Origin of the sequence: Isoptericola chiayiensis, from assembly GCF_013149805.1 — a bacterium.
Lineage (GTDB): Bacteria > Actinomycetota > Actinomycetes > Actinomycetales > Cellulomonadaceae > Isoptericola > Isoptericola chiayiensis.
Genome location: NZ_JABEZT010000002.1, coordinates 328,596 through 352,471, shown reverse-complemented (window position 1 = coordinate 352,471; position 23,876 = coordinate 328,596). Strand labels below are relative to the sequence as shown.

The 23,876-nt window shown below is 73.9% G+C and carries 21 protein-coding genes; 17 read left to right on the top strand and 4 right to left on the bottom strand.

Annotated elements, in window-relative coordinates:
* Positions 1 to 65 precede the first annotated feature (65 nt).
* Both HDG68_RS04635 and HDG68_RS04630 read left to right on the top strand, forming a co-directional pair.
* A complete protein-coding gene (locus HDG68_RS04635) occupies positions 66 to 1,166 on the top strand; it encodes an Rv2578c family radical SAM protein (RefSeq protein WP_172149744.1) in 1,101 nt (366 codons plus the stop codon).
* A 37-nt stretch (positions 1,167 to 1,203) separates the two neighbouring features.
* The gene (locus HDG68_RS04630; protein WP_172149742.1) at positions 1,204 to 2,268 is read left to right on the top strand and encodes a hypothetical protein; all 1,065 of its coding nucleotides are present in this window, start codon (positions 1,204 to 1,206) and stop codon (positions 2,266 to 2,268) included.
* 27 nt (positions 2,269 to 2,295) lie between these two features.
* Here the strand turns inward: HDG68_RS04630 and HDG68_RS04625 are convergent, their stop codons facing one another.
* Positions 2,296 to 2,763, bottom strand: a complete 468-nt coding sequence (locus HDG68_RS04625; RefSeq protein WP_172149740.1) for a PPOX class F420-dependent oxidoreductase — start codon at positions 2,761 to 2,763, stop codon at positions 2,296 to 2,298.
* Positions 2,764 to 2,881: 118 nt separating this feature from the next.
* Between HDG68_RS04625 and aspS the strand changes: the two genes are divergently transcribed.
* A complete protein-coding gene (aspS, locus tag HDG68_RS04620) occupies positions 2,882 to 4,675 on the top strand; it encodes an aspartate--tRNA ligase (protein ID WP_172149738.1) in 1,794 nt (597 codons plus the stop codon).
* A gap of 99 nt (positions 4,676 to 4,774) precedes the next feature.
* Here aspS and HDG68_RS04615 read toward each other — a convergent pair whose 3' ends face one another.
* Positions 4,775 to 6,550, bottom strand: coding sequence for an SLC13 family permease (locus tag HDG68_RS04615; RefSeq protein ID WP_172149736.1), 1,776 nt, complete (start codon positions 6,548 to 6,550; stop codon positions 4,775 to 4,777).
* A 226-nt stretch (positions 6,551 to 6,776) separates the two neighbouring features.
* On the opposite strand from HDG68_RS04615, the gene HDG68_RS04610 reads away from it, so the two are divergent.
* The 12 genes from HDG68_RS04610 to aroB all read left to right on the top strand — a co-directional run bounded on the left by HDG68_RS04610 (position 6,777) and on the right by aroB (position 19,561).
* Positions 6,777 to 8,168, top strand: a complete 1,392-nt coding sequence (locus tag HDG68_RS04610; RefSeq protein WP_172149734.1) for a replication-associated recombination protein A — start codon at positions 6,777 to 6,779, stop codon at positions 8,166 to 8,168.
* Between the two features lie 295 nt (positions 8,169 to 8,463).
* A complete protein-coding gene (locus HDG68_RS04605; protein WP_172149732.1) occupies positions 8,464 to 9,477 on the top strand; it encodes a hypothetical protein in 1,014 nt (337 codons plus the stop codon).
* Positions 9,478 to 9,754: 277 nt separating this feature from the next.
* The gene (rpsD, locus tag HDG68_RS04600; RefSeq protein ID WP_172149730.1) at positions 9,755 to 10,381 is read left to right on the top strand and encodes a 30S ribosomal protein S4; all 627 of its coding nucleotides are present in this window, start codon (positions 9,755 to 9,757) and stop codon (positions 10,379 to 10,381) included.
* 106 nt (positions 10,382 to 10,487) lie between these two features.
* Complete coding sequence (locus tag HDG68_RS04595) at positions 10,488 to 10,871, top strand: DUF948 domain-containing protein (RefSeq protein ID WP_172149728.1); 384 nt, start codon at positions 10,488 to 10,490, stop codon at positions 10,869 to 10,871.
* Positions 10,868 to 11,230 carry a hypothetical protein gene (locus HDG68_RS04590; RefSeq protein ID WP_216647996.1) on the top strand — a complete coding sequence of 121 codons (363 nt, stop codon included), beginning with the start codon at positions 10,868 to 10,870 and terminating at the stop codon, positions 11,228 to 11,230. The genes HDG68_RS04595 and HDG68_RS04590 overlap by 4 nt, the downstream gene beginning before the upstream one ends.
* Positions 11,231 to 11,339: 109 nt before the next feature.
* Entirely contained in the window at positions 11,340 to 14,036 is a 2,697-nt protein-coding gene (gene alaS, locus HDG68_RS04585; protein WP_172149726.1) for an alanine--tRNA ligase, read from the top strand.
* Entirely contained in the window at positions 14,029 to 14,532 is a 504-nt protein-coding gene (ruvX, locus tag HDG68_RS04580; protein ID WP_343037432.1) for a Holliday junction resolvase RuvX, read from the top strand. Before alaS ends, ruvX begins: the two co-directional genes overlap by 8 nt.
* A 42-nt stretch (positions 14,533 to 14,574) precedes the next feature.
* Entirely contained in the window at positions 14,575 to 15,732 is a 1,158-nt protein-coding gene (mltG, locus tag HDG68_RS04575) for an endolytic transglycosylase MltG (protein WP_172149724.1), read from the top strand.
* Entirely contained in the window at positions 15,732 to 16,613 is an 882-nt protein-coding gene (locus HDG68_RS04570; protein WP_172149722.1) for a shikimate dehydrogenase, read from the top strand. Before mltG ends, HDG68_RS04570 begins: the two co-directional genes overlap by 1 nt.
* Positions 16,614 to 16,680: 67 nt before the next feature.
* Positions 16,681 to 17,898, top strand: coding sequence for a chorismate synthase (gene aroC / locus HDG68_RS04565; protein ID WP_172149720.1), 1,218 nt, complete (start codon positions 16,681 to 16,683; stop codon positions 17,896 to 17,898).
* Positions 17,895 to 18,422 carry a shikimate kinase gene (locus tag HDG68_RS04560; RefSeq protein ID WP_172149718.1) on the top strand — a complete coding sequence of 176 codons (528 nt, stop codon included), beginning with the start codon at positions 17,895 to 17,897 and terminating at the stop codon, positions 18,420 to 18,422. The genes aroC and HDG68_RS04560 overlap by 4 nt, the downstream gene beginning before the upstream one ends.
* Positions 18,419 to 19,561 carry a 3-dehydroquinate synthase gene (gene aroB / locus HDG68_RS04555; protein ID WP_172149716.1) on the top strand — a complete coding sequence of 381 codons (1,143 nt, stop codon included), beginning with the start codon at positions 18,419 to 18,421 and terminating at the stop codon, positions 19,559 to 19,561. Before HDG68_RS04560 ends, aroB begins: the two co-directional genes overlap by 4 nt.
* 102 nt (positions 19,562 to 19,663) lie before the next feature.
* Here the strand turns inward: aroB and HDG68_RS04550 are convergent, their stop codons facing one another.
* Entirely contained in the window at positions 19,664 to 20,446 is a 783-nt protein-coding gene (locus HDG68_RS04550) for a glycerophosphodiester phosphodiesterase family protein (protein WP_172149714.1), read from the bottom strand.
* A complete protein-coding gene (locus HDG68_RS04545) occupies positions 20,443 to 21,423 on the bottom strand; it encodes an alpha/beta hydrolase (RefSeq protein WP_343037431.1) in 981 nt (326 codons plus the stop codon). Before HDG68_RS04545 ends, HDG68_RS04550 begins: the two co-directional genes overlap by 4 nt.
* An 88-nt stretch (positions 21,424 to 21,511) precedes the next feature.
* On the opposite strand from HDG68_RS04545, the gene HDG68_RS04540 reads away from it, so the two are divergent.
* Together HDG68_RS04540 and HDG68_RS04535 are read left to right on the top strand one after the other, a co-directional pair.
* Entirely contained in the window at positions 21,512 to 22,411 is a 900-nt protein-coding gene (locus tag HDG68_RS04540; RefSeq protein ID WP_172149710.1) for an oxygenase MpaB family protein, read from the top strand.
* A 57-nt stretch (positions 22,412 to 22,468) separates the two neighbouring features.
* Entirely contained in the window at positions 22,469 to 23,842 is a 1,374-nt protein-coding gene (locus tag HDG68_RS04535; RefSeq protein ID WP_172149708.1) for an MFS transporter, read from the top strand.
* Positions 23,843 to 23,876: the final 34 nt, after the last annotated feature.

Here is a 23,876-nt window from a genome sequence, read left to right as displayed (position 1 = left end):
GACTCATCGACGGTCGGCACCGCGAGGTGCTTGACAGTCGTTCGAACACGTGTTCGCATGAACGGGTGCGATGGGACGGACAGGCCACGAACGCCGACGACGGGGCGCTGCCGGGGTTGGAGCGGCCCGGCCTGGCGCGGCTCGGCCTGGTCCGCAGCGTGCGCACCCCGGAGTTCGCCGGCGTCACCTTCCACGAGGTGCTCGCCAGGACCGCCCTGTCGAAGGTGCCCGAGGCGTCGCGCATGCCGTTCCGCTGGACCGTGAACCCCTACCGCGGGTGCTCGCACGCCTGCGCCTACTGCTTCGCGCGGCCGACGCACGAGTACCTCGACCTGGACGCCGGCGCGGACTTCGACTCCCAGGTCGTGGTCAAGACGAACGTCGACCAGGTGCTGCGCGCCGAGCTGGCGCGGCCCTCGTGGCGCCGCGAACCCGTGGCGCTGGGCACCAACACCGACCCGTACCAGCGCGCCGAGGGCCGCTACCGGCTCATGCCGGGCATCATCGCGGCGCTCGCGGACTCCGGGACGCCGTTCTCGATCCTGACCAAGGGCACCCTGCTGCGCCGTGACCTGCCGCGGATCGCCGAGGCCGCCGGCCGGGTCGAGGTCGGGCTCGGGGTCTCGCTGTCGTTCGCCGACGCCGCGCTGCAGCAGTCCGTCGAACCCGGCACGCCCACGCCGAAGGCGCGCCTGGACCTGGTCCGCGCCGTGCGCGCCGCCGGGCTGCCGTGCGGCGTGATGGTCGCCCCGGTGCTGCCCTGGCTCACCGACTCCACCGACCACCTGACGCGCCTGCTCGACGCGATCGCCGACGCCGGCGCCACCGGCGTGACGGTGATCCCGCTACGCCTCAAGCCGGGCACCCGCGAGTGGTACCTGCGCTGGCTGCGCCGAGAGCACCCGGACCGGGTGGCCGGGTACGAGCGGGTGTTCGCCCGCGGGGCCGCCGCCCACGCCGGCTACCGCGACTGGCTGTGGCGCCGGGTCCGACCGCTGCTCGGCGAGCGAGGCTTCGCGGGGTCGGGGCATCGCGGCGGGTCCGGTGCCACCGGCCGGCACGACGACGCGCTGCGTCCCCACGACGACGCCGACTACCCGGCCGGCTCGATGGTCGCCCCGACCGGGGCAGGCGCCACGGTGCCGGCGTCGCCGACGCTGTTCTGAGCATCGCGGGCGGTCCGCCGTGTGGCATCGTCGCCGTATGGACCGACGCCTCTACGTGCACGTCGGCGCGCCGAAGTCCGGGACCACCTACCTGCAGTCCCGGCTGCTCGCGAACCGTCGCGCCCTGCAGCAGCACGGCCTGACCTACCCGCTCGGCCCGGGCCGCGACCCGCGCGTGCACTACCGGGCCGCTCTCGACGTCGTCGGACGCGACCACGGCCTGGACGGGCGGGTCGTCGACGGCGCGTGGCCACGGCTGCTGCGGCTCGTGCGCCGCTGCCGGGGCGACGTCGTGCTGGGGCACGAGGTCCTGTCCTCGGCCGACGCGGAGCAGGCGGAGCGCGTCCTGGCCGACCTCGCCGCCACGGGTTCCGAGGTCCACGTCGTCATGACCGCCCGCGACCTGGCCCGCGAGCTCGCCGGCGGGTGGCAGGAGATGGTCAAGTTCGGCAGCCGACGGTCCTTCGCCGCGTACCTCGAGCGCGCCCGTGACGGTCGCCTCGACTTCCAACGGTCCTTCGACCCCACCCGGGTCCTGTCGAACTGGGGCGCCGACCTGCCGTCGTCGCGCCGCCACCTGGTCACCGCTCCGCCGCAGGGCCCGGCGGACGTCCTGTGGCAGCGGTACCTGCAGGCGCTCGGCGCCGACGCGTCCTGGGCGCCGGCACCGGCCGAGCAGGCCAACGCCTCGATCGGGGTGCCGCAGGCCCGGCTCCTGCGGCGGCTCAACAAACGCCTCGGCGCCGAGACCCGCCGCGGCGGTGCCTACGCCCCGCTCGTCGAGGACGTCCTCGTGCCCGCGCTGGCCGACCGCGCCGCGCCGCGCATCTCCCTCGGCCCCGACCACCACGACTGGGTCGCCCGGCGCACCGAGGACTGGGTGCGGTGGCTGACCGACAGCGGCGTCACCGTCCACGGCGACCTCGAGGACCTGCGTCCGGCGCCGCCCGACCCGGACCGGCTCGACCCCGACGGCCGGATGCCCGACCTCGTGGCGACCGCGGCCCTCGACGCCGTCGAGGCGCTGCTCGACGAGCTGCGCACCCGGCCCCGGCCGCTGACCTCCCGCGTCCGCAGCGCGGTCGGGCGGCTGCGGCGCTGACCCGACCGGCCGAGTCCGAGGAGGCGCTCAGTCCGCGAGCCGCGCCGGGAATCCGCCCGTGGCCACCGGCCCCCAGCGCTCGACCGTGATCCGCACCACGGACTTGTCCTGCTTCGCCATCGCCTCGCGGTACTCGTCCCAGTCGGGGTGCTCCTTGCCGGCCGCCGCGCGGAAGTACTCCACCAGCGGCTCCAGGGCGTCGGGCATGTCCAGCACCTCGGCGGTGCCGTCGACCTGCACCCACGCGTCACCGAAGTCGTCACCCTGGGCCATGAACGACACCTGCGGGCGCTTGCGCAGGTTCACCGCCTTGGCACGCTCGGGGTAGGTGGAGACCAGGACGCGGCCCGCGCCGTCGACCCCGTAGGTGACCGGGCTGAGCTGGGGGCGGCCGTCGTCGCGCGTCGTGACCAGCACGCCGTTGCGCCGCGAGCGCAGGAACTCGACCAGCTCGTCGCGGGTCACGGTGGTGTTCGTCGCAATCTGGCGGGCCATCGGAATCTCCTCGCTGTGCGGTACCGGTGCCCCCGTAGGATGTCACGGGCGTCGCGTGCGCCCCGTCGCCGGGCCGCCCGACGACGACACCCCCGACATCGTGCGAAAGGAACCTCCCGTGCTCCGCACCCACACGGCCGGCTCATTGCGGGCCGAGCACATCGACCAGACCGTCACCCTCACGGGCTGGGTCGATCGTCGCCGGGACCACGGAGGAGTGGCCTTCATCGACCTGCGCGACGCCTCCGGCATCGCCCAGGTCGTCATCCGCGACGAGGAGGTCGCCCACCCGCTGCGATCGGAGTTCGTGCTGCGCGTGGTCGGCGAGGTCTCCCGCCGCCCCGAGGGCAACGCCAACGCCAACCTCGCCACCGGCGACATCGAGGTCATCGCCACCGACGTCGAGGTCCTCAACACCTCCGAGGCGCTGCCCTTCCAGGTCTCCACGGCGCTCGCGGACACCGAGACCATCGGCGAGGAGGCGCGCCTCAAGCACCGCTACCTCGACCTGCGCCGCCCGGCGCCGGCGCACGCCATGCGGCTGCGCGCCAAGGTCAACGCCGCGGCCCGCCGCGTGCTCGACTCGCACGAGTTCGTCGAGGTCGAGACCCCGACGCTGACGCGGTCGACGCCGGAGGGCGCCCGCGACTTCCTGGTCCCGGCCCGCCTGTCGCCCGGGTCCTGGTACGCGCTGCCGCAGTCGCCGCAGCTGTTCAAGCAGCTCCTCATGGTCGGCGGCCTGGAGCGCTACTACCAGATCGCGCGCTGCTACCGCGACGAGGACTTCCGCGCCGACCGTCAGCCCGAGTTCACCCAGCTCGACGTCGAGATGAGCTTCGTCGACCAGGACGACGTGATCGCCCTGACCGAGGAGCTCCTCGCCGAGATCTGGGGCCTGATCGACGTCGAGGTGCCGCGCCCGGTCGAGCGGATCACCTACGCCGACGCCATGCGCCTGTACGGCACGGACAAGCCGGACCTGCGGTTCGCCAACCCGCTCGTCGAGCTCACCGAGTACTTCGCCGACACCCCGTTCCGGGTCTTCCAGAACGAGTACGTCGGTGCCGTGGTGATGCCGGGCGGTGCGGACCAGCCGCGTCGCCAGTTCGACGCCTGGCAGGAGTGGGCCAAGCAGCGCGGCGCCAAGGGCCTCGCCTACGTGACCGTGGCCGAGGACGGCACGCTCGGCGGCCCCGTCGCGAAGAACCTGTCCGAGACGGAGCGCGCCGGCCTCGCCGAGGCCACCGGCGCCCGGCCGGGCGACGCGGTGTTCTTCGCGGCGGGTGCCACGGCGGACTCGCGGGCGCTGCTCGGTGCCGCGCGCGTGGAGATCGCCCACCGCACCGGCCAGATCGAGCGGGCTGTCGCCGAGGGCCGCTGGTCCTTCGTGTGGGTCGTCGACGCCCCGCTGTTCAAGCCGGCCGGGGAAGCCGCGCAGGAGGGCGACGTGGCGCTCGGCAGCTCCGCCTGGACGGCCGTGCACCACGCGTTCACGTCGCCCAAGCCGGAGTGGATCGACTCGTTCGAGGCCGACCCGGAGCACGCGCTGGCCTACGCCTACGACATCGTGTGCAACGGCAACGAGATCGGCGGCGGGTCCATCCGTATCCACCGCCGCGACGTCCAGGAGCGCGTCTTCGACGTCATGGGCATCGGGCACGACGAAGCCCAGGAGAAGTTCGGGTTCCTGCTCGACGCCTTCAAGTTCGGTGCGCCGCCGCACGGTGGCATCGCGTTCGGCTGGGACCGGATCGTCGCGCTGCTGACCAAGGCGCCGTCCATCCGCGACGTCATCGCCTTCCCGAAGTCGGGCGGCGGCTACGACCCGCTGACCGACGCCCCGGCCCCGATCACGGCCGAGCAGCGCAAGGAGGCCGGCGTCGACGCCGAGCCCGAGGCCGACCAGGGCTGACACGCCCCACGTCCGACGACGGCGGGCCCGGACCGGTGCATCCGGTCCGGGCCCGCCGTCGTCCGGGGCCGGGGCGCCCTCGGACCCGCGCAGGAGCCCTCAGCCGGTGGCGGGCCACAGGACGGGGACCAGCACGACGGTCAGGACGACCGTCAGCAGCGTCAGGATCCAGCCCAGGCGGGCGTAGTCGGTGAAGCGATAGCCGCCGGGGCCGTAGACCATCATGTTGGTCTGGTAGCCGATGGGGGACAGGAACGACGCCGAGGCTGCCACGGCCACCGCGATCGCCGCCCCCCGCGGGTCGAGCCCTGCGGCCCCCGCCGTGCTCACCGCCACGGGCAGCATCAGCAGGGCGGCGGCGTTGTTGGTGACGAGCTCGGTCAGCACGACCGTCGCCAGCACCAGCCCGAGCAGCACGCCGTAGGGCGCGAACCCGCCGAACAGGCCCACGAGCCCGTCGGCGACGATCTGGGCGAGCCCCGAGGCGTCCATCGCGGCCGCCAGCCCGAAGGCGGAGGCGATGACGACGATCACCTCCAGGTCGATGGCGCGCCGCGCCTCCAGCGGTGAGAGCACCTTCGTCGCCACCAGGACGATCGCGCCCACCAGCGCCCCGTGCAGGATCGGCACCAGCCCCGTGGCCGCCAGCACGACCACGGCCGCCAGCAGCCCCACCGGGATCCAGCCACGCGTCGTGGCGCTCGGAGGCGTGCCGTCGAGCTCGGCCACGAGCAGGAAGTCCGCCCGGTCGCGCCACCGCTCCCGGAAGTCCGGGTCGCTGACGAGGATCAGGGTGTCGCCCAGCCGGACGCGCTCCGTGCCGAGCCGGCTCTCGACGAGCTGACCCGAACGGTGGATGGCGAGCACCGCCGCCTGGTACGTGGCCCGGAAACCCACGTCCTTGAGCGTGCGGCCCACCAGCGGGGAGCGTGAACCGACCACGGCCTCGTAGTACCGCACCGACGGCTCGTCGAGGTCCAGCACGTGATCCATCTCCGCCGACCGCAGCCCCCGCATCTCCTGGAGCTTGACCACCCGGTCCAGGGGGCCGACGAAGTGCAGCCGGTTGCCGCCGCGCAGCACCGTCTCGGGGCGCACCGGCGCGATCGTCGTGTCGCCGCGGTCCACCGACGCCAGGAACAGCCCCGACAGGTCACGCAGGCGCGCCTCCTCGACCGTCCGCCCGTCCACCGGGCCCCCGGGCTCGACCACCATCTCGAACGAGAACCGGCGACCCTCCTCCTCCATCTCCGCCCGCGCCGACCGCCGGTCCGGCAGCAGCACCGGAGCCAGCGCCACCAGCGCCACGAAACCCAGCAACGCGATCGGCAGACCCACCTTGCCGATCTCGAAGAACCCGATCTCCTCCAGCCCCAGCGTCGCCATCTGCCCCGAGACGACCAGGTTCGTCGACGTGCCGATCACCGTCAGCAGACCACCGAGGACCGCCGCGAACGACACCGGCATGAGGATCTTCGAGACCGCCAGCCGACGCCGGTTCGCCCACGCCGTCACCTGCGGCACCAGCATCGCCACGATCGGGGTGTTGTTCAGGAACGCCGAGGCCGCCATCGTCGGCGTCAGCGTCCGCAGCAGCGGACGCCGGTACGAGCCGTTCTCGCCCAGCGTGCGCTGCATCACCGGGGTCAGCGCACCCGTCTTCTCGATCCCCGCCGCCAGGACGTACAGCGCCGCCACCGTCAGCGGCGCCGCGTTGGAGAACCCGGAGAACGCGTCCTCCGCGGGCACCACACCCAGGATCATCACCGCGACCGCCCCGGAGAACACCGTCACCGCGGGGGAGACCCGCCCGCGCACCAGCGTCGCCAGGACCCCCAGGACCACGGCGAGCGTCAGCCAAGCGTCGAGCGTCACTGTCGCGCCCCTGTCTACGTCGTTCCGGCTCGATGGCGGAGCAGCGCCCCGGCGACCCGGCCGCACCGGGCATCGCCGCGACAGGCTAGCAGCGCCACACCCCGCCCCGGGTGCGCGCCACCCGGCGGGCCCGGCCGCCGGGACGAGCGATCCCTGTCACCCCGACCCGCCGCCCCGACGTCGAACACGTGTGCGAAGCGTGCGCCGGCGAACTAGGCTCGCCCGCATGGACCTGTTCAACGCCGCCACCACCGGCGAGCACGGCACCCCGGTCACCCGGCGGACCGGCGCCGGCGCCCCGCTGGCCGTGCGGATGCGCCCCGCGACCCTCGACGAGGTCACCGGGCAGGCCCACCTCCTCGTGCCCGGATCACCGCTGCGCCGGCTCGTCGAACCCGCCGACGACGCCGCCCGCCGCGCCGCCCCCGGCTCCGTCATCCTCTGGGGGCCACCGGGCGTGGGCAAGACCACCCTCGCCTACCTCGTGGCCACCACCTCCGGCCGCCGGTTCGTCGAGCTCTCCGCCGTCACCGCCGGCGTCAAGGACGTCCGCCAGGTCATCGAGGACGCCCGCCGCCGCCTCGCCACCGGAGGCGAGGAGACCGTGCTCTTCATCGACGAGGTGCACCGGTTCTCCAAGACCCAGCAGGACGCCCTGCTGCCCAGCGTCGAGAACCGCTGGGTCACCCTCGTCGCGGCCACCACCGAGAACCCCTCGTTCTCCGTCAACTCCCCGCTGCTGTCCCGCTCCCTGCTGCTCACCCTGCGACCCCTCGGCGCCGACGACGTGCGCGACCTCGTCCACCGCGCCGTCACCGACCCCCGCGGCCTCGACGGCGCCGTGGCGCTCGCGGACGACGCCGAGGACCAGCTGGTCCGGATGGCGGGCGGGGACGCCCGCAAGGCGCTCACGGTGCTCGAGGCCGCCGCCGGTGCCGCCCTCAGCGACGCCCGCGACGAGATCGCCCCCGAGGGACCCGTCATCGTCGACCTGGACACCGTCGAGCGCGCCGTGGACGTCGCGGCGGTGCGCTACGACCGCGACGGCGACCAGCACTACGACGTCGTCTCGGCGTTCATCAAGTCGATCCGCGGGTCCGACGTCGACGCCGCCCTGCACTACCTGGCGCGGATGGTCGCCGCGGGGGAGGACCCCCGGTTCATCGCCCGGCGCCTCGTGATCTCCGCCGCCGAGGACGTCGGGATGGCCGACCCGTCGGCCCTGCAGACCGCCGTGGCCGCCGCGCAGGCCGTCCAACTCATCGGGATGCCGGAGGGGCGGATCGTCCTGGCCGAGGCGGTCGTCCACCTGGCCACGGCCCCGAAGTCCAACCGGGCCTACGCCGGGATCGGCGCGGCGCTGGCGGACGTCTCCGCCGGGCGTGCCGGCGTCGTCCCGGCCCATCTGCGCGACGCGCACTACTCCGGGGCGGAGAAGCTCGGGCACGGGTCCGGGTACCTCTACGCCCACGACGAGCCGCACGGCGTGGCGGCCCAGCGCTACCTGCCCGACGAGCTCGCGGGGCGGCGGTACTACGAGCCGAGCGACCGGGGGTACGAGCGGCAGGTCTCCGAACGGCTCGAGCGGATCCGGCAGATCCTGGACTCGGCCCCCTGACCGGGCTTTCGCCACGGTCCTCCTTCTCGGCTCCCTGCCCAGCGCACTCCTGCCCGACTCCCTCGTTCCCAGCCAGCCCCTCGTCGGCCGCGAGATACCGGTCCGTCGCCGAGATACCGGCGGGTCGCTGTGGCACGTGCCGATGTGCCGGTATCTGGGCGACGGACCGGTATCTCGGCGAGGCAGATCGGCGCCCGGGGGAGCGTGACGGCCGACCTGTGGAGGACGGACGCCGTCCCCAGCTGCCCCGCATGCCCGCCCATGCCGGAGCCGGAACCCGTCAGGGTCGGTCGGCATGAGCATCTCCGCACCTCCGGGCCGCCCCGGTGGCGGCCGTCCGCCCCGCCGATCGCTGCCCACCGTGTACCGGGCCAGCCGGGCCCGGGAGAACGAGACGCGTCGGCGACGACGGCGGGGTGAGCTGGTCCGGGCCCGGCCCGGCGTCTACGCCGCACCCGCTGACGGCGAGGCCGGGTCGCCCGCCCGGCGGACCGAGAGCGAGCACCTGACCCAGTTGGCCGCCGCGCTCGCCGGTCTGCGCACGCCCGTCTGGGCCAGCCACACCAGCGCGGCCCTGCTGTGGGGGTGCTGGACCTACCGGGTGGGCACGACGGCGCACCTGACCCAGCTCGACCCGCCGGACGTGCGGCGCCCCACCGGAGGCGTCTCGCGGCACTGGACCGACCTGCCGGTCCGCGACCGCACGACGATCGACGGCGTCCCGGCGACCACGCTGGAGCGCACCGCGGTCGACTGCGCCAGGCTGCTGCCCGCCGAGTCGGCCGTCGTGGTCGCCGACTCGGCGCTGCGGCTCGGCGCCGACCGAGCCCTCGTGGCGCGCATCGTCGCGGAGTCGGTCGGCAAGCGCGGGATCCGGTCGGCGCGGCGCGTGCTGGCGGTCGCCGACGGCCGGGTGGAGTCGCCCGGCGAGTCGAGGCTGCGGTGGATCCTGGCGGACGAGGGACTCGACGCTCCGCAGGCCGCCGTCCACGTCGACACGTGGGCGGGCCGGCGCTGGGTCGACCTGGGCTGGCCGGACCTGAAGGTGGGGTTCGAGTTCGACGGCGAGGTCAAGTACACCGGGCTCACGCCGTCGCAGGCGGGGCGGGTGCTGTCCGAGGAGAAGCGGCGCCACGACGCGCTGCGTGAGGCCGGGTGGACGGTGCTGCGGATCTCGTGGTCCGACCTCGCGGACCGGGAGATGCTGCTCGAGCGGGTGCGAAGGGTGCTCGCGCTCGCCGGACACCATCCGCCGAGATACCGGCCAGTCGTCGACGTACCGGTCCGTCGAGCCCGGTCGGTGCGATGAGCCGGTATCTCGGCGACGGACCGGTATCTCGCGCCGGGGGGGTCCGGGTGGACCGGAGCCGGGACGGGTGCCGGCGGGGATGCGGTAGGATGTTCGGGTTGCCCACACGGGCAGCCGCCTGGGACCTCGGCCCTGCGAGCACGTCCACCGTCGCACCGCACCTGCGGAGACGACGTCGGACGCTCCGTCGGCTGGTCCCGCACCTGACGTCCGGACCTTCGGATCCGTGCGCCTCGGGTGTGACCTCATCCACCACCACAGGACAGGAAGAACCACTGTGACTGCAGTCCGCAAGTCGCGCCGCCAGGTGCGCCTGAGCCGCAAGCTCGGTCTGGCCCTCACCCCGAAGGCCGTCCGCCACTTCGAGAAGCGCCCGTACCCTCCGGGTGAGCACGGCCGTGCCCGCCGCCGCACCGAGTCGGACTACGCGGTCCGTCTGCGCGAGAAGCAGCGTCTGCGCGCCCAGTACGCCCTGCGCGAGAAGCAGCTCCTCAAGGTCTACGAGGACGCCCGCAAGCACCCCGGCCTGACCGGTGAGGTCATGGTCGAGGACCTGGAGACCCGCCTGGACGCGCTCGTCCTGCGCGTCGGCTTCGGTCGCACCATCCTGCAGGCCCGCCAGGCCGTGACCCACCGTCACATCCTGGTCGACGGCAAGATCGTGGACCGCCCGTCGTTCCGCGTGAAGCCCGGCCAGACCATCCAGGTCAAGGCCAAGTCCCAGGCCACCACGCCGTTCCAGGTCGCCGCCGCCGGTGCGCACCGCGACGTGCTCCCCGAGGTCCCGGGCTACCTGGACGTCCAGCTCGAGAAGCTGTCGGCCACGCTGACCCGCGCGCCCAAGCGCGCCGAGGTCCCCGTGACCTGCGACGTCCAGATGGTCGTCGAGTACTACGCCCGCTGATCCGCGACCCGTTCGCGCAGCACGGCACGACGCCCCGTCCCCGCTCGGGGACGGGGCGTCCGTCGTTGGATAGGGTGGCGACGCACCCCGACCGAGGAGAGAGAAGATGTCCGTTGGCGACGTGGCCGGCCTGGTGGCCGCCATCGCGTTCGTGCTGCTCGTGGGCCTCCTGGCCGTCCCGCTGGTGAAGCTGGGACGCACCCTGGACGAGACCTCGCGCAGCATCCGGGAGCTGACGGAGCACTCGGTGCCGATCCTCGACGAGGCCGCCACCACGGTGGCCTCCACGAACGACCAGCTCGTCAAGGTGGACACGATCACGACCTCGGCCGCCCAGGTCAGCGAGAACGTCTCGGCGCTGGCCGGGCTGTACGCCTCGACGTTCGGGCGCCCCCTGATCAAGGTCGCCTCGTTCTCCTACGGCGTGCGCCAGGGTCTGGCGAAGGCCTGGCGCCGCTCGGGCTCGGACGACACCGGTGGCTCCCGATGATCCGCCGCCTGTTCTGGGTCGGCGTCGGCGTCACGATCACCGTGGTGGTCATCCGTCGCGGGCGTCGCGTCGTGGCGCGGTACACCCCCGAGGCGATGGCGCAGCGCGCCGAGGACCTGGGCCGTGACGTCTCGCGCCGGTCGGCCACGTTCGTGGCGACGTTCCGCGAGGAGTTCGGGGCCGCCCGCGCCGCGCGGGAGGCCGAGCTGGTCGCCGCCCTGCTCGCCGAGGGCCAGACGCACCCCGACGACGTCGAGCCGCGCCCCCGTCACGGCCGCCACGCCGCCGCGGGGAGCGCCGGCGCCGCCGCCGAGGCGGCGACCCGTGCCGACGAGGACGAGCTCGGCTACTCGTTCTGACCAGCCGCACCGCGGCGGTACCGGTCCGGGTGCCTGCCGCACCCGCGGACCGCGAGACAATAGGGACGGACCTGCTCCCGTCCCGCCACCAGACCCCACGAAGGACATCATGCGCACCGCCGACATCCGCCAGCGCTGGCTCGACTACTTCCGGTCCAAGGACCACGAGATCGTGCCCAGCGTGCCCCTGGTCTCGCCGGACCCGTCGATCCTGTTCACGATCGCCGGCATGGTGCCCTTCATCCCGTACATCCTCGGCACGGAGACGGCACCGTGGCCGCGGGCCGCGAGCGTGCAGAAGTGCATCCGCACCAACGACATCGAGAACGTCGGGCGCACCACCCGGCACGGCACGTTCTTCCAGATGAACGGCAACTTCTCGTTCGGCGACTACTTCAAGCGCGAGGCCATCGACTTCGCGTGGGAGCTGCTGACCACCGCGCAGGCCGACGGCGGGTACGGCCTGGACGGCGACCGGCTGTGGGTGACGCTGTGGGAGCAGGACGCCGAGGCCTACGACGCGCTGACGCAGGGCATCGGCCTCGACCCGAAGCACATCGTGCGCCTGCCGCGCGAGGAGAACTTCTGGGACACCGGTCAGCCCGGTCCGGCCGGCCCGTGCGCCGAGTGGCACTACGACCGCGGCCCGGCCTACGGACCGGAGGCCGAGGGCGGCACGGTCGACCCGGGCGGCGACCGGTACCTGGAGATCTGGAACCTCGTCTTCGACCAGTTCGTGCGCGGCGAGGGGCAGGGCAAGAACTACCCGCTGCTGGGCGAGCTCGACCACAAGAGCATCGACACCGGTGCCGGCCTGGAGCGGATCGCGTACCTGCTGCAGGGCAAGGAGAACCTCTACGAGATCGACGAGGTCTACCCGGTCATCGCCACGGTGGAGGAGATGACGGGCAAGCGGTACGGCGCGAACGGCGAGGACGACGTGCGCATGCGCGTGGTCGCCGACCACGTGCGCTCGGCGATGATGGTGATCGGCGACGGCGTGCGCCCGGCCAACGAGGGCCGCGGCTACGTGCTGCGCCGCCTCATTCGCCGCGCGGTGCGTGCGGTGCGTCTGCTCGGCGTCGACGACGTCGCGCTGCCCTCTCTGCTGCCGGTGTCCAAGGACGCCATGAAGGCCTCCTACCCGGAGCTCGAGACCGACTTCGCGCGCATCAGCGACGTGGCCTACGGCGAGGAGGACGCCTTCCGGCGCACCCTGGCCGCCGGCACCACCATCCTGGACACCGCCGTCGCGCGGGCGAAGGACCAGGCCCACGGCGGTGCGGTCGTCCTGGGCGGCGACGAGGCGTTCGCGCTGCACGACACCTACGGGTTCCCGATCGACCTGACTCTCGAGATGGCGGCCGAGCAGGGCGTCCAGGTCGACGAGCAGGCGTTCCGTGACCTGATGACGGCGCAGAAGGAGCGGGCGCGCGCCGACGCGCTGGCGAAGAAGACCGGTCACGCGGACCTGCGCGCCTACGAGAGCCTGTCCAAGGACCTGACGTCGCCGGTCGAGTTCCTCGGCTACACGGACGCCCAGGCGGCGGTGAACGTCGTCGGGCTGCTGGTCGACGGCGTCTCCGCGCCGGCGGCGACGGCACCCGCGGACGTCGAGATCGTGCTGGACCGGACCCCGTTCTACGCGGAGGCCGGCGGCCAGCTCGCCGACCAGGGCACGATCGCCCTGGACTCCGGCGCGGTCGTGGAGGTCGACGACGTGCAGCGCCCGGTCGCGGGCCTGTCGGTGCACCGGGGTCGGCTGACCGAGGGCACCGTGTCGCTCGGCGACCCGGGCACGGCGTCGATCGACACCGGGCGGCGCGTGGCGATCAGCCGGGCGCACTCCGCGACGCACATGATCCACAAGGCGTTGCACGAGCTCGTCGGGTCGGACCGGACGCAGGCGGGGTCGGAGAACGCCCCGAGCCGTATCCGGTTCGACTTCCGCTCGCCGGCCGCGGTGCCGGCGTCGGCGCTGTCCGAGATCGAGGAGCGCGTCAACACGCGGCTGACGGAGAACCTCGAGGTCATCGACGCGACGATGCCGCTCGCGGACGCCAGGGCGATGGGTGCGATGGCGCTCTTCGGGGAGAAGTACGGCGAGAACGTCCGTGTCGTCTCCATCGGCGGGGAGTGGTCCCGCGAGTTGTGCGGCGGCACCCACGTCCGGGCGACCGGAGAGCTGGGCCGCGTGGCGCTGCTGGGCGAGTCGTCGATCGGGTCCGGGGTGCGCCGCGTCGACGCGCTCGTCGGGGACGGCGCGTACGGGTTCCACGCCAAGGAGCACGCGCTGGTCGGCCAGCTCACGGGCATGCTGAACGCGCGCCCGGAGGAGCTCACGGACCGCGTGGGGTCGCTCATGAGTCGGCTCAAGGACACCGAGAAGGAGCTCGCCACCCTGCGTCAGGGCCAGCTCCTGGCGACCGCCGGCAACCTGGCCGCCGAGGCGCAGACGGTCGGCACGGTGCGCGTCGTGACGCACGACGCCGGGGAGGTCGCATCGGCGGACGACCTGCGCGCGCTCGTCCTCGACGTGCGCGGGCGGCTCGGCGAGGCCGACCCGGCGGTGGTGGCCGTGGCGGGCGTGGCGAACGGCCGTCCGCTGGTGGTGGTCGCCACGAACGCGGGCGCCCGCGACGCCGGCCTGCGCGCCGGCGACTTCGTCAAGGCCGCCGCCAAGACGCTGGGCGGCGGTGGCGGCGGCAAGCCGGACCTGGCCCAGGGCGGCGGCTCCGACGCGACCGCGGTGCCGATGGCGCTGCAGGGCGTGACGAACGGGGTGCGGGAGTCCATCGGTGAGTGATGCTCTGCCGCGGGGCGCTCGCCTCGGGGTCGACGTCGGCAAGGCCCGGATCGGGCTGGCCGGCTCGGACCCCGACGGTCTGGTCGCCACGCCGGTCGAGACGGTCGCGCGCGTCCTGTCCGTGCCGACGACGACGGACGGCATACCGGCGGTCACGGCTGACGTCGCGCGGATCGCGGCGGAGGCTGCCGACCGGTCCGCCGCCGTCGTCTACGTGGGCCTGCCGCGCCACCTGTCGGGCAATGAGGGCGCGGCCACGGCGGACGCCCGGGAGTTCGCCGGCAGGCTGGCCCGGGAGATCGATCCGGTGCCGGTCCACCTGGTCGACGAGCGGATGACGACGGTCACGGCGCACGCCCAGCTCCGCTCCGCCGGTCGCAAGACCGTCAAGCACAGGCCTGTCATCGACCAGGCGGCAGCCGTTATCATCTTGCAACATGCACTCGATGCGGAGCGGGCCTCGGGCACGAGGGCCGGCGAACGCCTCGAGTCGTGACCAGCAGACCACAGTCGACACCACCCGAAGGATGAATCCGGCGTGACGGACCTCTTCGAGCCCTCCACGGCACACCGCCCGGCGGCACCGCCGCCGTCGCGGGGCCGCTCGGCGGCGAGCAAGCGAGCCGCTCGCAAGCGCAAGCGGCGTCGCCAGCAGCGCACGGCGTTCATCCTGATCGTCCTGCTCGGCGTGCTGGGCGTGGGCGGCTACTTCCTGTTCGACCGCGTCGGTGACGTCGTCGCCGGCTTCGAGAACCCCTTCGACTCCGCGCCGGAGGACTACGCCGGCCCCGGGGTCGACCCGGTGCAGGTGGAGATCCCCGAGGGCGCGACCGGTGCGATGATGGGCGAGGAGCTCGTCGAGGCCGACGTCGTGGCGTCGGTGGGTGCCTTCAACGCGGCGTTCGAGGCGACGCCGGGTGCCGCCGGCATCCAGCCGGGCACGTACGAGCTGCTCACCCAGATGAACGCCGCCGACGCCGTCGAGGCCCTGGTGGCGAACGAGAAGGTGGAGATCTCGGTGACCATCCCCGAGGGGTTCACCGTCGAGCAGGTCGTCGACAAGGTCGCCTCGGTCACCTCGATCACCCGGGAGGACATGGAGGCGGCGCTGAAGTCGCCGAAGAAGATCGGGTTGCCCGGGGCGGCGGACGGGAACGCCGAGGGCTGGCTCTTCCCGAAGACGTACGCCGTCCAGCCGGGCGACACCGCCGAGGACCTCCTGAAGACGATGGTCGACCAGACGAAGGCTGAGCTGGACTCGCTCGGCGTGTCGGGCGGCGACCGCCAGGACGTGCTGAACAAGGCCTCGATGGTCGAGCGTGAGGCCCAGAACGACGAGGACCGCGGCAAGGTGGCCCGCGTCCTGGAGAACCGCCTCGAGGTCGGCGACGCCCTCGGGATCGACGCCACGCTGGCCTACGGCCTGGGCAAGCCCGCGCACGAGATCACCGTCTCGGAGTGGGAGGACGCCAGCCTGCCGTACAACACGCGCGCCAACGTCGGTCTGCCGCCGACCCCGATCGCGAACCCGGGTGCGGCGTCCGTCGAGGCGGTCGCGAACCCGCCGGAGGGTGACTGGCTCTGGTACGTGACGGTGAACCTGGAGACCGGGGAGACGAAGTTCACGGACAACTACCAGGAGTTCCTCGGTTTCCGGAACGAGTACCAGGAGTGGGCCGCGGAGAACGGCTACTGATGGGCGCTCCTCGTCGCGCGGCCGTCCTCGGACACCCGGTCGCGCACTCCCTGTCGCCCACGCTGCACGGCGCCGCCTACGAGGCCCTGGGCCTGGAGGGCTGGCGGTACACGGCGATCGACACGACGGTCGAGCAGCTGCCCGACGTGGTCCGTGACCTGGACCTCGGCTGGGCGGGGCTGAGTGTCACGATGCCGCTCAAGCACGCCGTGATGGAGCTCGTCGACCACGTCGACCCGCTCGCGGTCGCGGTGGGCGCCGTGAACACGGTGCTGGTCTCCCCGTCGCGGTGCGGGGTGACCCTGACGGGCACCAACACCGACGTCTACGGCCTGGTCACGGCGATCCGGGAGGGCCTGGCGCAGCGGCACGGCACGCACGACGTCGAGGTGGGCCGCGCCGTCGTCCTCGGTGGGGGAGCGACGGCGGCTTCCACGCTGGCCGCGCTCGGTGAGCTCGGCTGCACGACGCCGCGGGTGCTGGCGCGCAACCTCGCCCGGACGGCTCCGCTGCAGGAGGCGGCCGCGCGGATGGGGGTCACGCCCCGCTTCGACGTGCTGGACGTCGCGGCGACGCCCGAGGTGCTGGCCGGGGCCGACGTGGTGGTCTCCACGATGCCGGCGTACGCCGCCGACCCGATCGCCGACGCCCTGCGGGGCCGGGGTGCCGGCACCGCGGGCGTGCTGCTGGACGCGGTCTACGACCCCCGTCCGACCGCGCTGTCGCGGGCCTGGGCCGACACCGGAGGGACCGTCGTCGGCGGTGAGCGGATGCTGCTGCACCAGGCGGTCGAGCAGGTGCGGCTGATGACGGGCCGGACGGCGCCGGTGGCGGCGATGGACGCCGCCCTGCAGTCGGCACTGGTGACCGAGGCCGCCTGAGGCCGGCACCTGTCCGGGATCCGGCCGCCGTGCCGCCGGCAGGCGTGGGCGTGACAGAATCGCAGGCATGCTGCGCTGGTTGACCTCGGGAGAGTCGCACGGTCAGGCCCTGGTGGGCCTCATGGAGGGGCTGCCCGCGGGCGTCGAGCTCGTCACCTCCGACATCCAGGACGCCCTGGCCCGCCGTCGCCTCGGCTACGGCCGCGGCGCGCGGATGAAGTTCGAGAAGGACGAGGTGCGGGTCCTGGGCGGGCTGCGCCACGGCGTCACCCAGGGCGGGCCGCTGGCCATCGAGATCGGCAACACCGAGTGGCCGAAGTGGACCGACGTCATGTCGGCGGACCCGGTGGATCCGGAGGCGCTGCTGGTCGACGCCGGCACCGGCGACGAGCGCGAGATCGCCCGCAACCGTCCGCTGACGCGACCGCGGCCGGGGCACGCCGACCTGGTGGGCATGCGCAAGTACGGCTTCGACGACGCCCGGCCGGTCCTGGAGCGTGCGAGCGCCCGCGAGACGGCGACGCGTGTGGCGCTCGGGACGGCGGCGGCGAAGTTCCTGGAGCAGGCGCTCGGGATCCGGCTGGTCAGCCACGTGACGGCGATCGGCACGGTCGAGGTGCCGCAGGACGCCGACCTGCCGGCACCCGAGGACCTCGCCGCGCTGGACGCGGACCCGGTGCGGTGCTTCCACGGGCCGACGAGCGAGGCGATGGTCGCCGAGATCGACGCGTGCCGCAAGGACGGCGACACCCTCGGTGGTGTCGTGGAGGTGCTCGCCTACGACGTGCCGACGGGCCTGGGCACCTACGCCCACTCCGACCGGCGCCTCGACGCCCGGCTCGCCGGCGCCCTGATGGGCATCCAGGCGATCAAGGGTGTCGGTGTCGGCGACGGGTTCCGCACGGCGCAGCGACGTGGCTCGGCCGCGCACGACGAGATCGCCCGGGACGCCGACGGGCGCATCGTGCGCCGCTCGAACCGGGCCGGCGGCATCGAGGGCGGCATGACCAACGGCGAGGTGCTGCGCGTCTCGGCGGCGATGAAGCCCATCTCCACGGTGCCGCGTGCCCTGGCGACCGTCGACGTCGCCACGGGCGAGGAGGTCACCGCCCACCACCAGCGTTCCGACGTGTGCGCGGTGCCGCCCGCGGCCGTCGTCGCGGAGGCGATGGTCGCCCTCGAGCTCGCGCAGGCCGTCCTGGAGAAGTTCGGCGGCGACTCGGTGGCGGAGGTGCGGCGCAACGCCGAGGCGTACCTGGCCTCGATCCCCGAGCTGCTGCGATGAGCGCGACGCGTCCCCGGGCGGTCCTGACGGGCCCGCCCGGCAGCGGCAAGACGACGGTGGGCCGGCTGCTGGCCGAGCACCTCGGGGTCGCGTTCCGCGACACGGACGCCGACGTCGAGGAGCTCGCCGGCAAGGCGGTGCCCGACATCTTCGTCGAGGACGGCGAACCGCACTTTCGTGACCTGGAGCGTGAGGCCGTCACCACCGCCCTGGCCACCCATGACGGGATCCTCGCCCTCGGCGGGGGCGCCGTGATGGACGCCCACACCCAGCGCGCGCTGACCGGGTACGCGGCCGACGGCGGCACCGTGGTCTTCCTCGACGTCTCCCTGGTCCACGCCGCACCCCGGGTCGGGTTCAACCAGTCCCGCCCGCTGCTGGTCGGCAACCCGCGGGCGCGCTGGGCCGAGCTCATGCAGGCCCGCCGCCCCACGTACGAACGACTGGCGACCCTGCGGGTGCACTCCGACGAGCGCACCGCCGCGCAGGTCGCCTCCCAGATCCTCGAGGAGGTCCGCCCATGACGGTCCGCGTGACCGTGTCCGGTGACACGCCCTACGACGTCGTGATCGGCCGCCACTTGCTCGGCGAGATCCCCTCGCTGCTGGGCGACGGCGTGCGGCGCGTGCTGGTCATGCACCCGGCGTCCCTGCAGGCGACCGGCGACGCCGTGCGCGAGGACCTCGCCGCCCAGGGCTTCGAGGCGTTCGCCGCCGAGCTGCCCGACGCCGAGGAGCAGAAGACCGCCCAGGTCGCGGCGTTCTGCTGGCAGGTCATGGGGCAGGCCGACTTCACGCGGTCCGACGCGATCGTGGCCGTCGGCGGCGGTGCGACGACGGACCTGGCCGGGTTCGTCGCCGCCACCTGGCTGCGCGGCATCCGGGTCGTGCACGTGCCGACCACGCTGCTGGCGATGGTAGACGCCGCCGTGGGTGGCAAGACGGGCATCAACACCGCCGAGGGCAAGAACCTGGTGGGCGCGTTCCACCCGCCCGCGGGGGTGCTGTGCGACCTGGCGGCCCTCGAGTCCCTGGAGCGCTGGGACCTCGTGGCCGGGATGGCCGAGGTGATCAAGACGGGCTTCATCGCGGACGAACGCATCCTGGAGCTCGTCGAGGCCCACGCGGAGCGGATCCGCGAGTGGGCTGGCGCGGACGCCACCGAGGACACCTGGGCGGTGCTGACCGAGCTCATCGAACGGTCGGTGCGCGTCAAGGCGCGCGTCGTGGGGGAGGACCTCACCGAGCAGGGTATGCGCGAGATCCTCAACTACGGGCACACCCTCGGCCACGCCATCGAGCTCGTCGAGCGCTACCAGCTGCGCCACGGCGCGGCGGTCGCCGTCGGCATGGTGTTCGCCGCGGAGCTCGGCCGGCTCGGCGGGAAGCTGGACGACGCCGTCGTGGACCGGCACCGCGAGATCCTGACGGCCGTCGGCCTGCCGACCACCTACCGCGGCGACCGGTGGGACCAGCTGCTGGCCGCGATGCGCCGCGACAAGAAGGCCCGCGGCGACCTGCTGCGGTTCGTCGTCCTGGACGACGTCGCCAAGCCGGTGCGGCTCGAGGGTCCCGACCCGACCGTGCTCGCCGCGGCGTACGCGGAGATCTCCAAGGAGCCGCCGTCGGGCAACCCGGGCGTCACCGTCCAGCTCACCCCCTGATCCTCTCGCCCGACCGCCCGCCGTCCCGTTGTGGGCATGAAATGTGCGGCTCCGAGAGTGTTCCGGGCCGCAGATTTCATGCCCACAACGGGACGGTTCGGGTCAGTGCCAGAGTCCGCGCTCGCGCAGCACGTCGCGCAGCAGGTCGGCGCGGTCGGTGACGATCCCGTCGACGCCGAGGTCGAGCAGCCGGCGCATCTCGTCCGGCTCGTCGACGGTCCACACGTGCACGTGGCGACCGGCCCGGTGCGCCGCGGCCACCGTCGCCGCGTCGACCACGGTCAGCACGCCCTGGGAACGGGGGACCTGCAGGGCGTCGACGTCGCGCAGCGCGCGCCGCACCAGCCCCGGCACCCGCAGCCGGGCACCGGCGAGGAACCCGACCACCTCGCCGATCCCGGCGCTCGTCGCCGTGGGGCGGGACAACCGGGCCAGCGTCGCCCGGCGTCGGCGCGGGGAGAACGACGTGACGCACACCCGGTCGTGGCTGGCCGTGCGCTCGATCGCCGCCGCGGTCGGATCGACGCCGGAGTCACCCTTGACGTCGATGTTGACCCGCAGGTCGGGCCAGGCGTCGAGGAGCTCGTCCAGTCGCGGCACCGGTTCCGTGCCACCGATCCGAGCCCGGGACACCTCCGCCCAGGACAGGTCGGCCACGGCACCGTGACCGTCGGTCGTCCGGTCCAGGTCGGAGTCGTGCAGGGCGACCGCCACGCCGTCGCGCGTCCCGTGCGAGTCGGTCTCGACGTACCGGTACCCCAGGTCCACCGCGGCGGCGAACGCCGCCATGGAGTTCTCCAGGTTCTCCGCGCCGTGGGAGAACCCGCGGTGCGCCAGCGCCGCCACCTCGCCGCGAGCGCCGAAGTACGGGTGCCCGTCCGTCATGTGTCTCCTCCGAGTCGTGCCGACAGAAATTCCGTGACCGCCGTCAGGTACGCCTCCCGCGCGGGCGGCGCCGACAGCAGCAGGTCGTGCACCCCGCCGTCGACGACCGCCTCGGCCACGTCGGGACCGAGGCGCGGCACCAGCGCCGCGATGCGGCGGGTGTCCAGCACGGTGTCCTGAGCGTCCAGGCGGGGGTTGGCGGGGCTGTCCACTCCGCTGGCGGCCGAGCGTCCCACGAGCACCGGGCAGGCGATCGCCAGCCCGCGGGCCAGCCGCAGCTGGGCGCGCCGCACGGCCCGCAGCCAGGCCGCCCGCACCGGCTGACCCTCGGGCTTCTTCAGCCGGGTGTCGAACTCCCAGCGCCCGCCCGCATCGACGTGCTGGTACGTGGCGTACACCGACGGATGCGTGCTGAGCACCGCCAGCGGGCGCATCCGGCCGAGCACGCCCAGCACGCCGGAGCTGACCTGCCGCGACAGCCACGACCCGGTCAGGTCCAGGAACGGCGAGTCCAGCACCAGGGCGTCCGGCCCGCGGACGCCGCGCGCGTGCGTCCACATCGCCGCCGTCAGCCCACCGGTGGAGTGCGCGTGCACCGCGACGGGTGCGCCCCCCGCCCGCGCCCGCAGCACCGCCAGCGCGGCGTCCAGGTCCGCGCCGAACTCCCGCAGCGACGCCGCGAAGTGCGGCGGGGCCCCCGCGGCCGGACCGCCGTCGTCGCGCAGCAGCGACCGCCCGGCGCGGCGCAGGTCCACCGCCCAGCACTCCAGGCCCACCTGCGCGAGGGCGTCGACCAGCTGGGTCTGGAAGAAGTAGTCGTTGTACCCGTGCACGTGCAGCACGTAGCCGCGCGGCGCCGACAGCCCGTCCGCACGCCGCACCAGGGTCGCCGGGCCCACCGGCGCCGACACGAAGCCGTCGAGCAGCCGGTCGGGAACCCAGTCCGTCGTCGGACGGTGCGCATCGACAGTCGGCACCCCCGTACCGTACGACGCCGCACACGTCCCGCGCAGCGCCGGCCCGCGCCGGGCCGGACCATCCCCACCCGGGGCGCACAATGGACCCATGCCGCACCCCGTGCGAAGCCTCCAGCGACGCGCCGGACGAACCCTCTTCGAGAAGGTCTCCGGCGGCGCCGCCGGACGTGTCGAACGCGAACGCATCCACACCAGCCCCGGGCCCCGCTGGTTCGACGACGACTCCGCCGTCGCCCGCGTCCACGGCGACGCCTCCATGTTCCCCGGCGGGCTGCGCGCCCTGCTGCTGCAGTCCCTGCACCCCGCCGCGATGGCCGCCGTCGCCTCCCACTCCGGCTACCGCGGCGACCCCTGGGGCCGCCTGGGCCGCACCTCCACGTTCCTCGCCCGCACCACCTTCGCGACCGCCACCGACGCCCAGGAAGCCGTCGACGTCGTCCGCGCCGTGCACTCCCGCATCCGCGGCACCACCCCCGAGGGCCTCGCCTACGCCGCCGACGACCCCTGGTTGCTGCGCTGGGTCCACACCGCCGAGGTCGACAGCTTCCTCACCGCGCACCAACGCTTCGGCGCCCGACCGCTCGACGCCGCCGGCTGCGACGCCTACCTCGCCCAGGCCGCCACCGTCGCCGACCGGCTCGGCGCCGCTGACCCGCCCCGCACCGTCGCCGCGCTGCACGCCGCCCTCGAGGAGTTCCGGCCCGAGCTCGCCGCCACCCCCGCCTCCGACGACGTCGCCCGGTTCCTGCTCGGCGAACCACCGCTGCCCCGGATCGCCCGCGCCCCCTACGCCCTCCTCGCCGCCGGCGCCTACGGCACCCTGCCCCCCTGGGCGCAGGACCTGCTCCCCGCCCCCTGGCCCCTGCACGGCGACCCCGCCCCCGTCCGCGCCGGCGGACGACTGGCCACCCGGGCCATCCGCTGGGCGCTCGCGGGCGACCCCCCGCCCGTGCGCGACCCGGACGCGGACCCCGACCGGGTGCGCTGAGCGGCGCGCAGCGCGGCGCCACCTCCCGTTCACCCAGGTGCGGCAGACTCGTCCGACATGAGCGACACCACCCCGACGACGCCGTCCGGTGCCGAGTCCGTACCGTTCGACTCCCTGCCCGCTGCCGAACGACGTCGCCGGGTGCGGTCGTGGGCGCTGTGGGACTGGGCCACCCAGCCGTACAACACCGTGATCCTGACGTTCGTCTTCACGGCGCTGTACCTCAACAGCGACGCCTTCCTGGACCCGGCCGTGGCGGCCCTGGGGGAGAACGACCCCGTGCGCGAGCGGGCCCTGGCGGACCTGTCCAGCGGTCTGGGTGCCTGGATCACCGTCGGCGGCGTCCTGGTGGCGCTGCTCGCACCGGTGCTCGGGCGCCGCGCCGACGTGGCCGGCCGGCGCAAGGCGTGGCTCGCCGCGGGCACGGTCGTGCTGGTCGTGGCGATGTTCGGTCTCGGGTTCGTCCGGGCCGACCCGGCGTACTTCGCGCTCGGTGCCGCGCTGGTGTCCCTCGGCAGCGTGGCCTCGGAGATCGCGGGCGTGAACTACAACGCGATGCTGACCCAGGTCTCGACGCCGCGCACGGTCGGTCGCGTCTCGGGCCTGGGGTGGGGCCTGGGGTACGTCGGGGGCATCGTCGCCCTCCTGGCGGTCGTCGTGGCGACCGAGCTCGACTTCTTCGGCATGGACACCTCCGACGGCATGGGCTACCGCGTGATCGCGGTCGGGTGCGGGCTGTGGGCGCTCGCGTTCGCCTGGCCGCTGTTCCGCCACGTGCCCGAGGCCCCGCCCGCCGCCGACCGGCCCCGTGTGGGCTTCTTCGCCGGGTACGCCCAGCTGTGGCGCGACGTCGTCGCGCTGTGGCGGGACGCCCGCACCACGTTCTGGTTCCTGCTCGCCAGCGCCGTCTACCGCGACGGGCTCGCGGGCGTCTTCACCTTCGGGGCGATCGTCGCCGCCGTGTCGTACCGGTTCACCGACCAGGAGGTCCTGATCTTCGGCGTGCTCGCCAACCTGCTGGCCGGCGTGACCACGATCCTGGCCGGCCGCCTGGACGACCGTCTCGGGCCGCGGTCGGTCATCCTGTGGTCCCTGGTGGCCCTGATCACGTGCATCGTCGTGGTCGTCGCGCTCCTCCCGGCGGGCAAGACGGCCTTCTGGGTCGCCGGCCTGACCCTGACCCTGTTCGTCGGTCCCGCGCAGGCGGCGTCCCGGTCCTTCCTGGCCCGCGTGACCCCGGCCGGTCACGAGTCGGAGATCTTCGGTCTGTACGCCACCACCGGGCGGGCGGTGTCGTTCCTGACCCCGGCGCTGTGGACCGCGATCATCGCGCTGACGGGCGCCACGATCTGGGGTGCGCTCGGCATCGCCGCGGTGCTCCTGGCCGGGCTGGTCCTCATGCTGGCTGTCACCGACCCCCTCGAACGCTGAGCCGAGCGGCATCCCGTCCGGCCGTCGCGCGGGG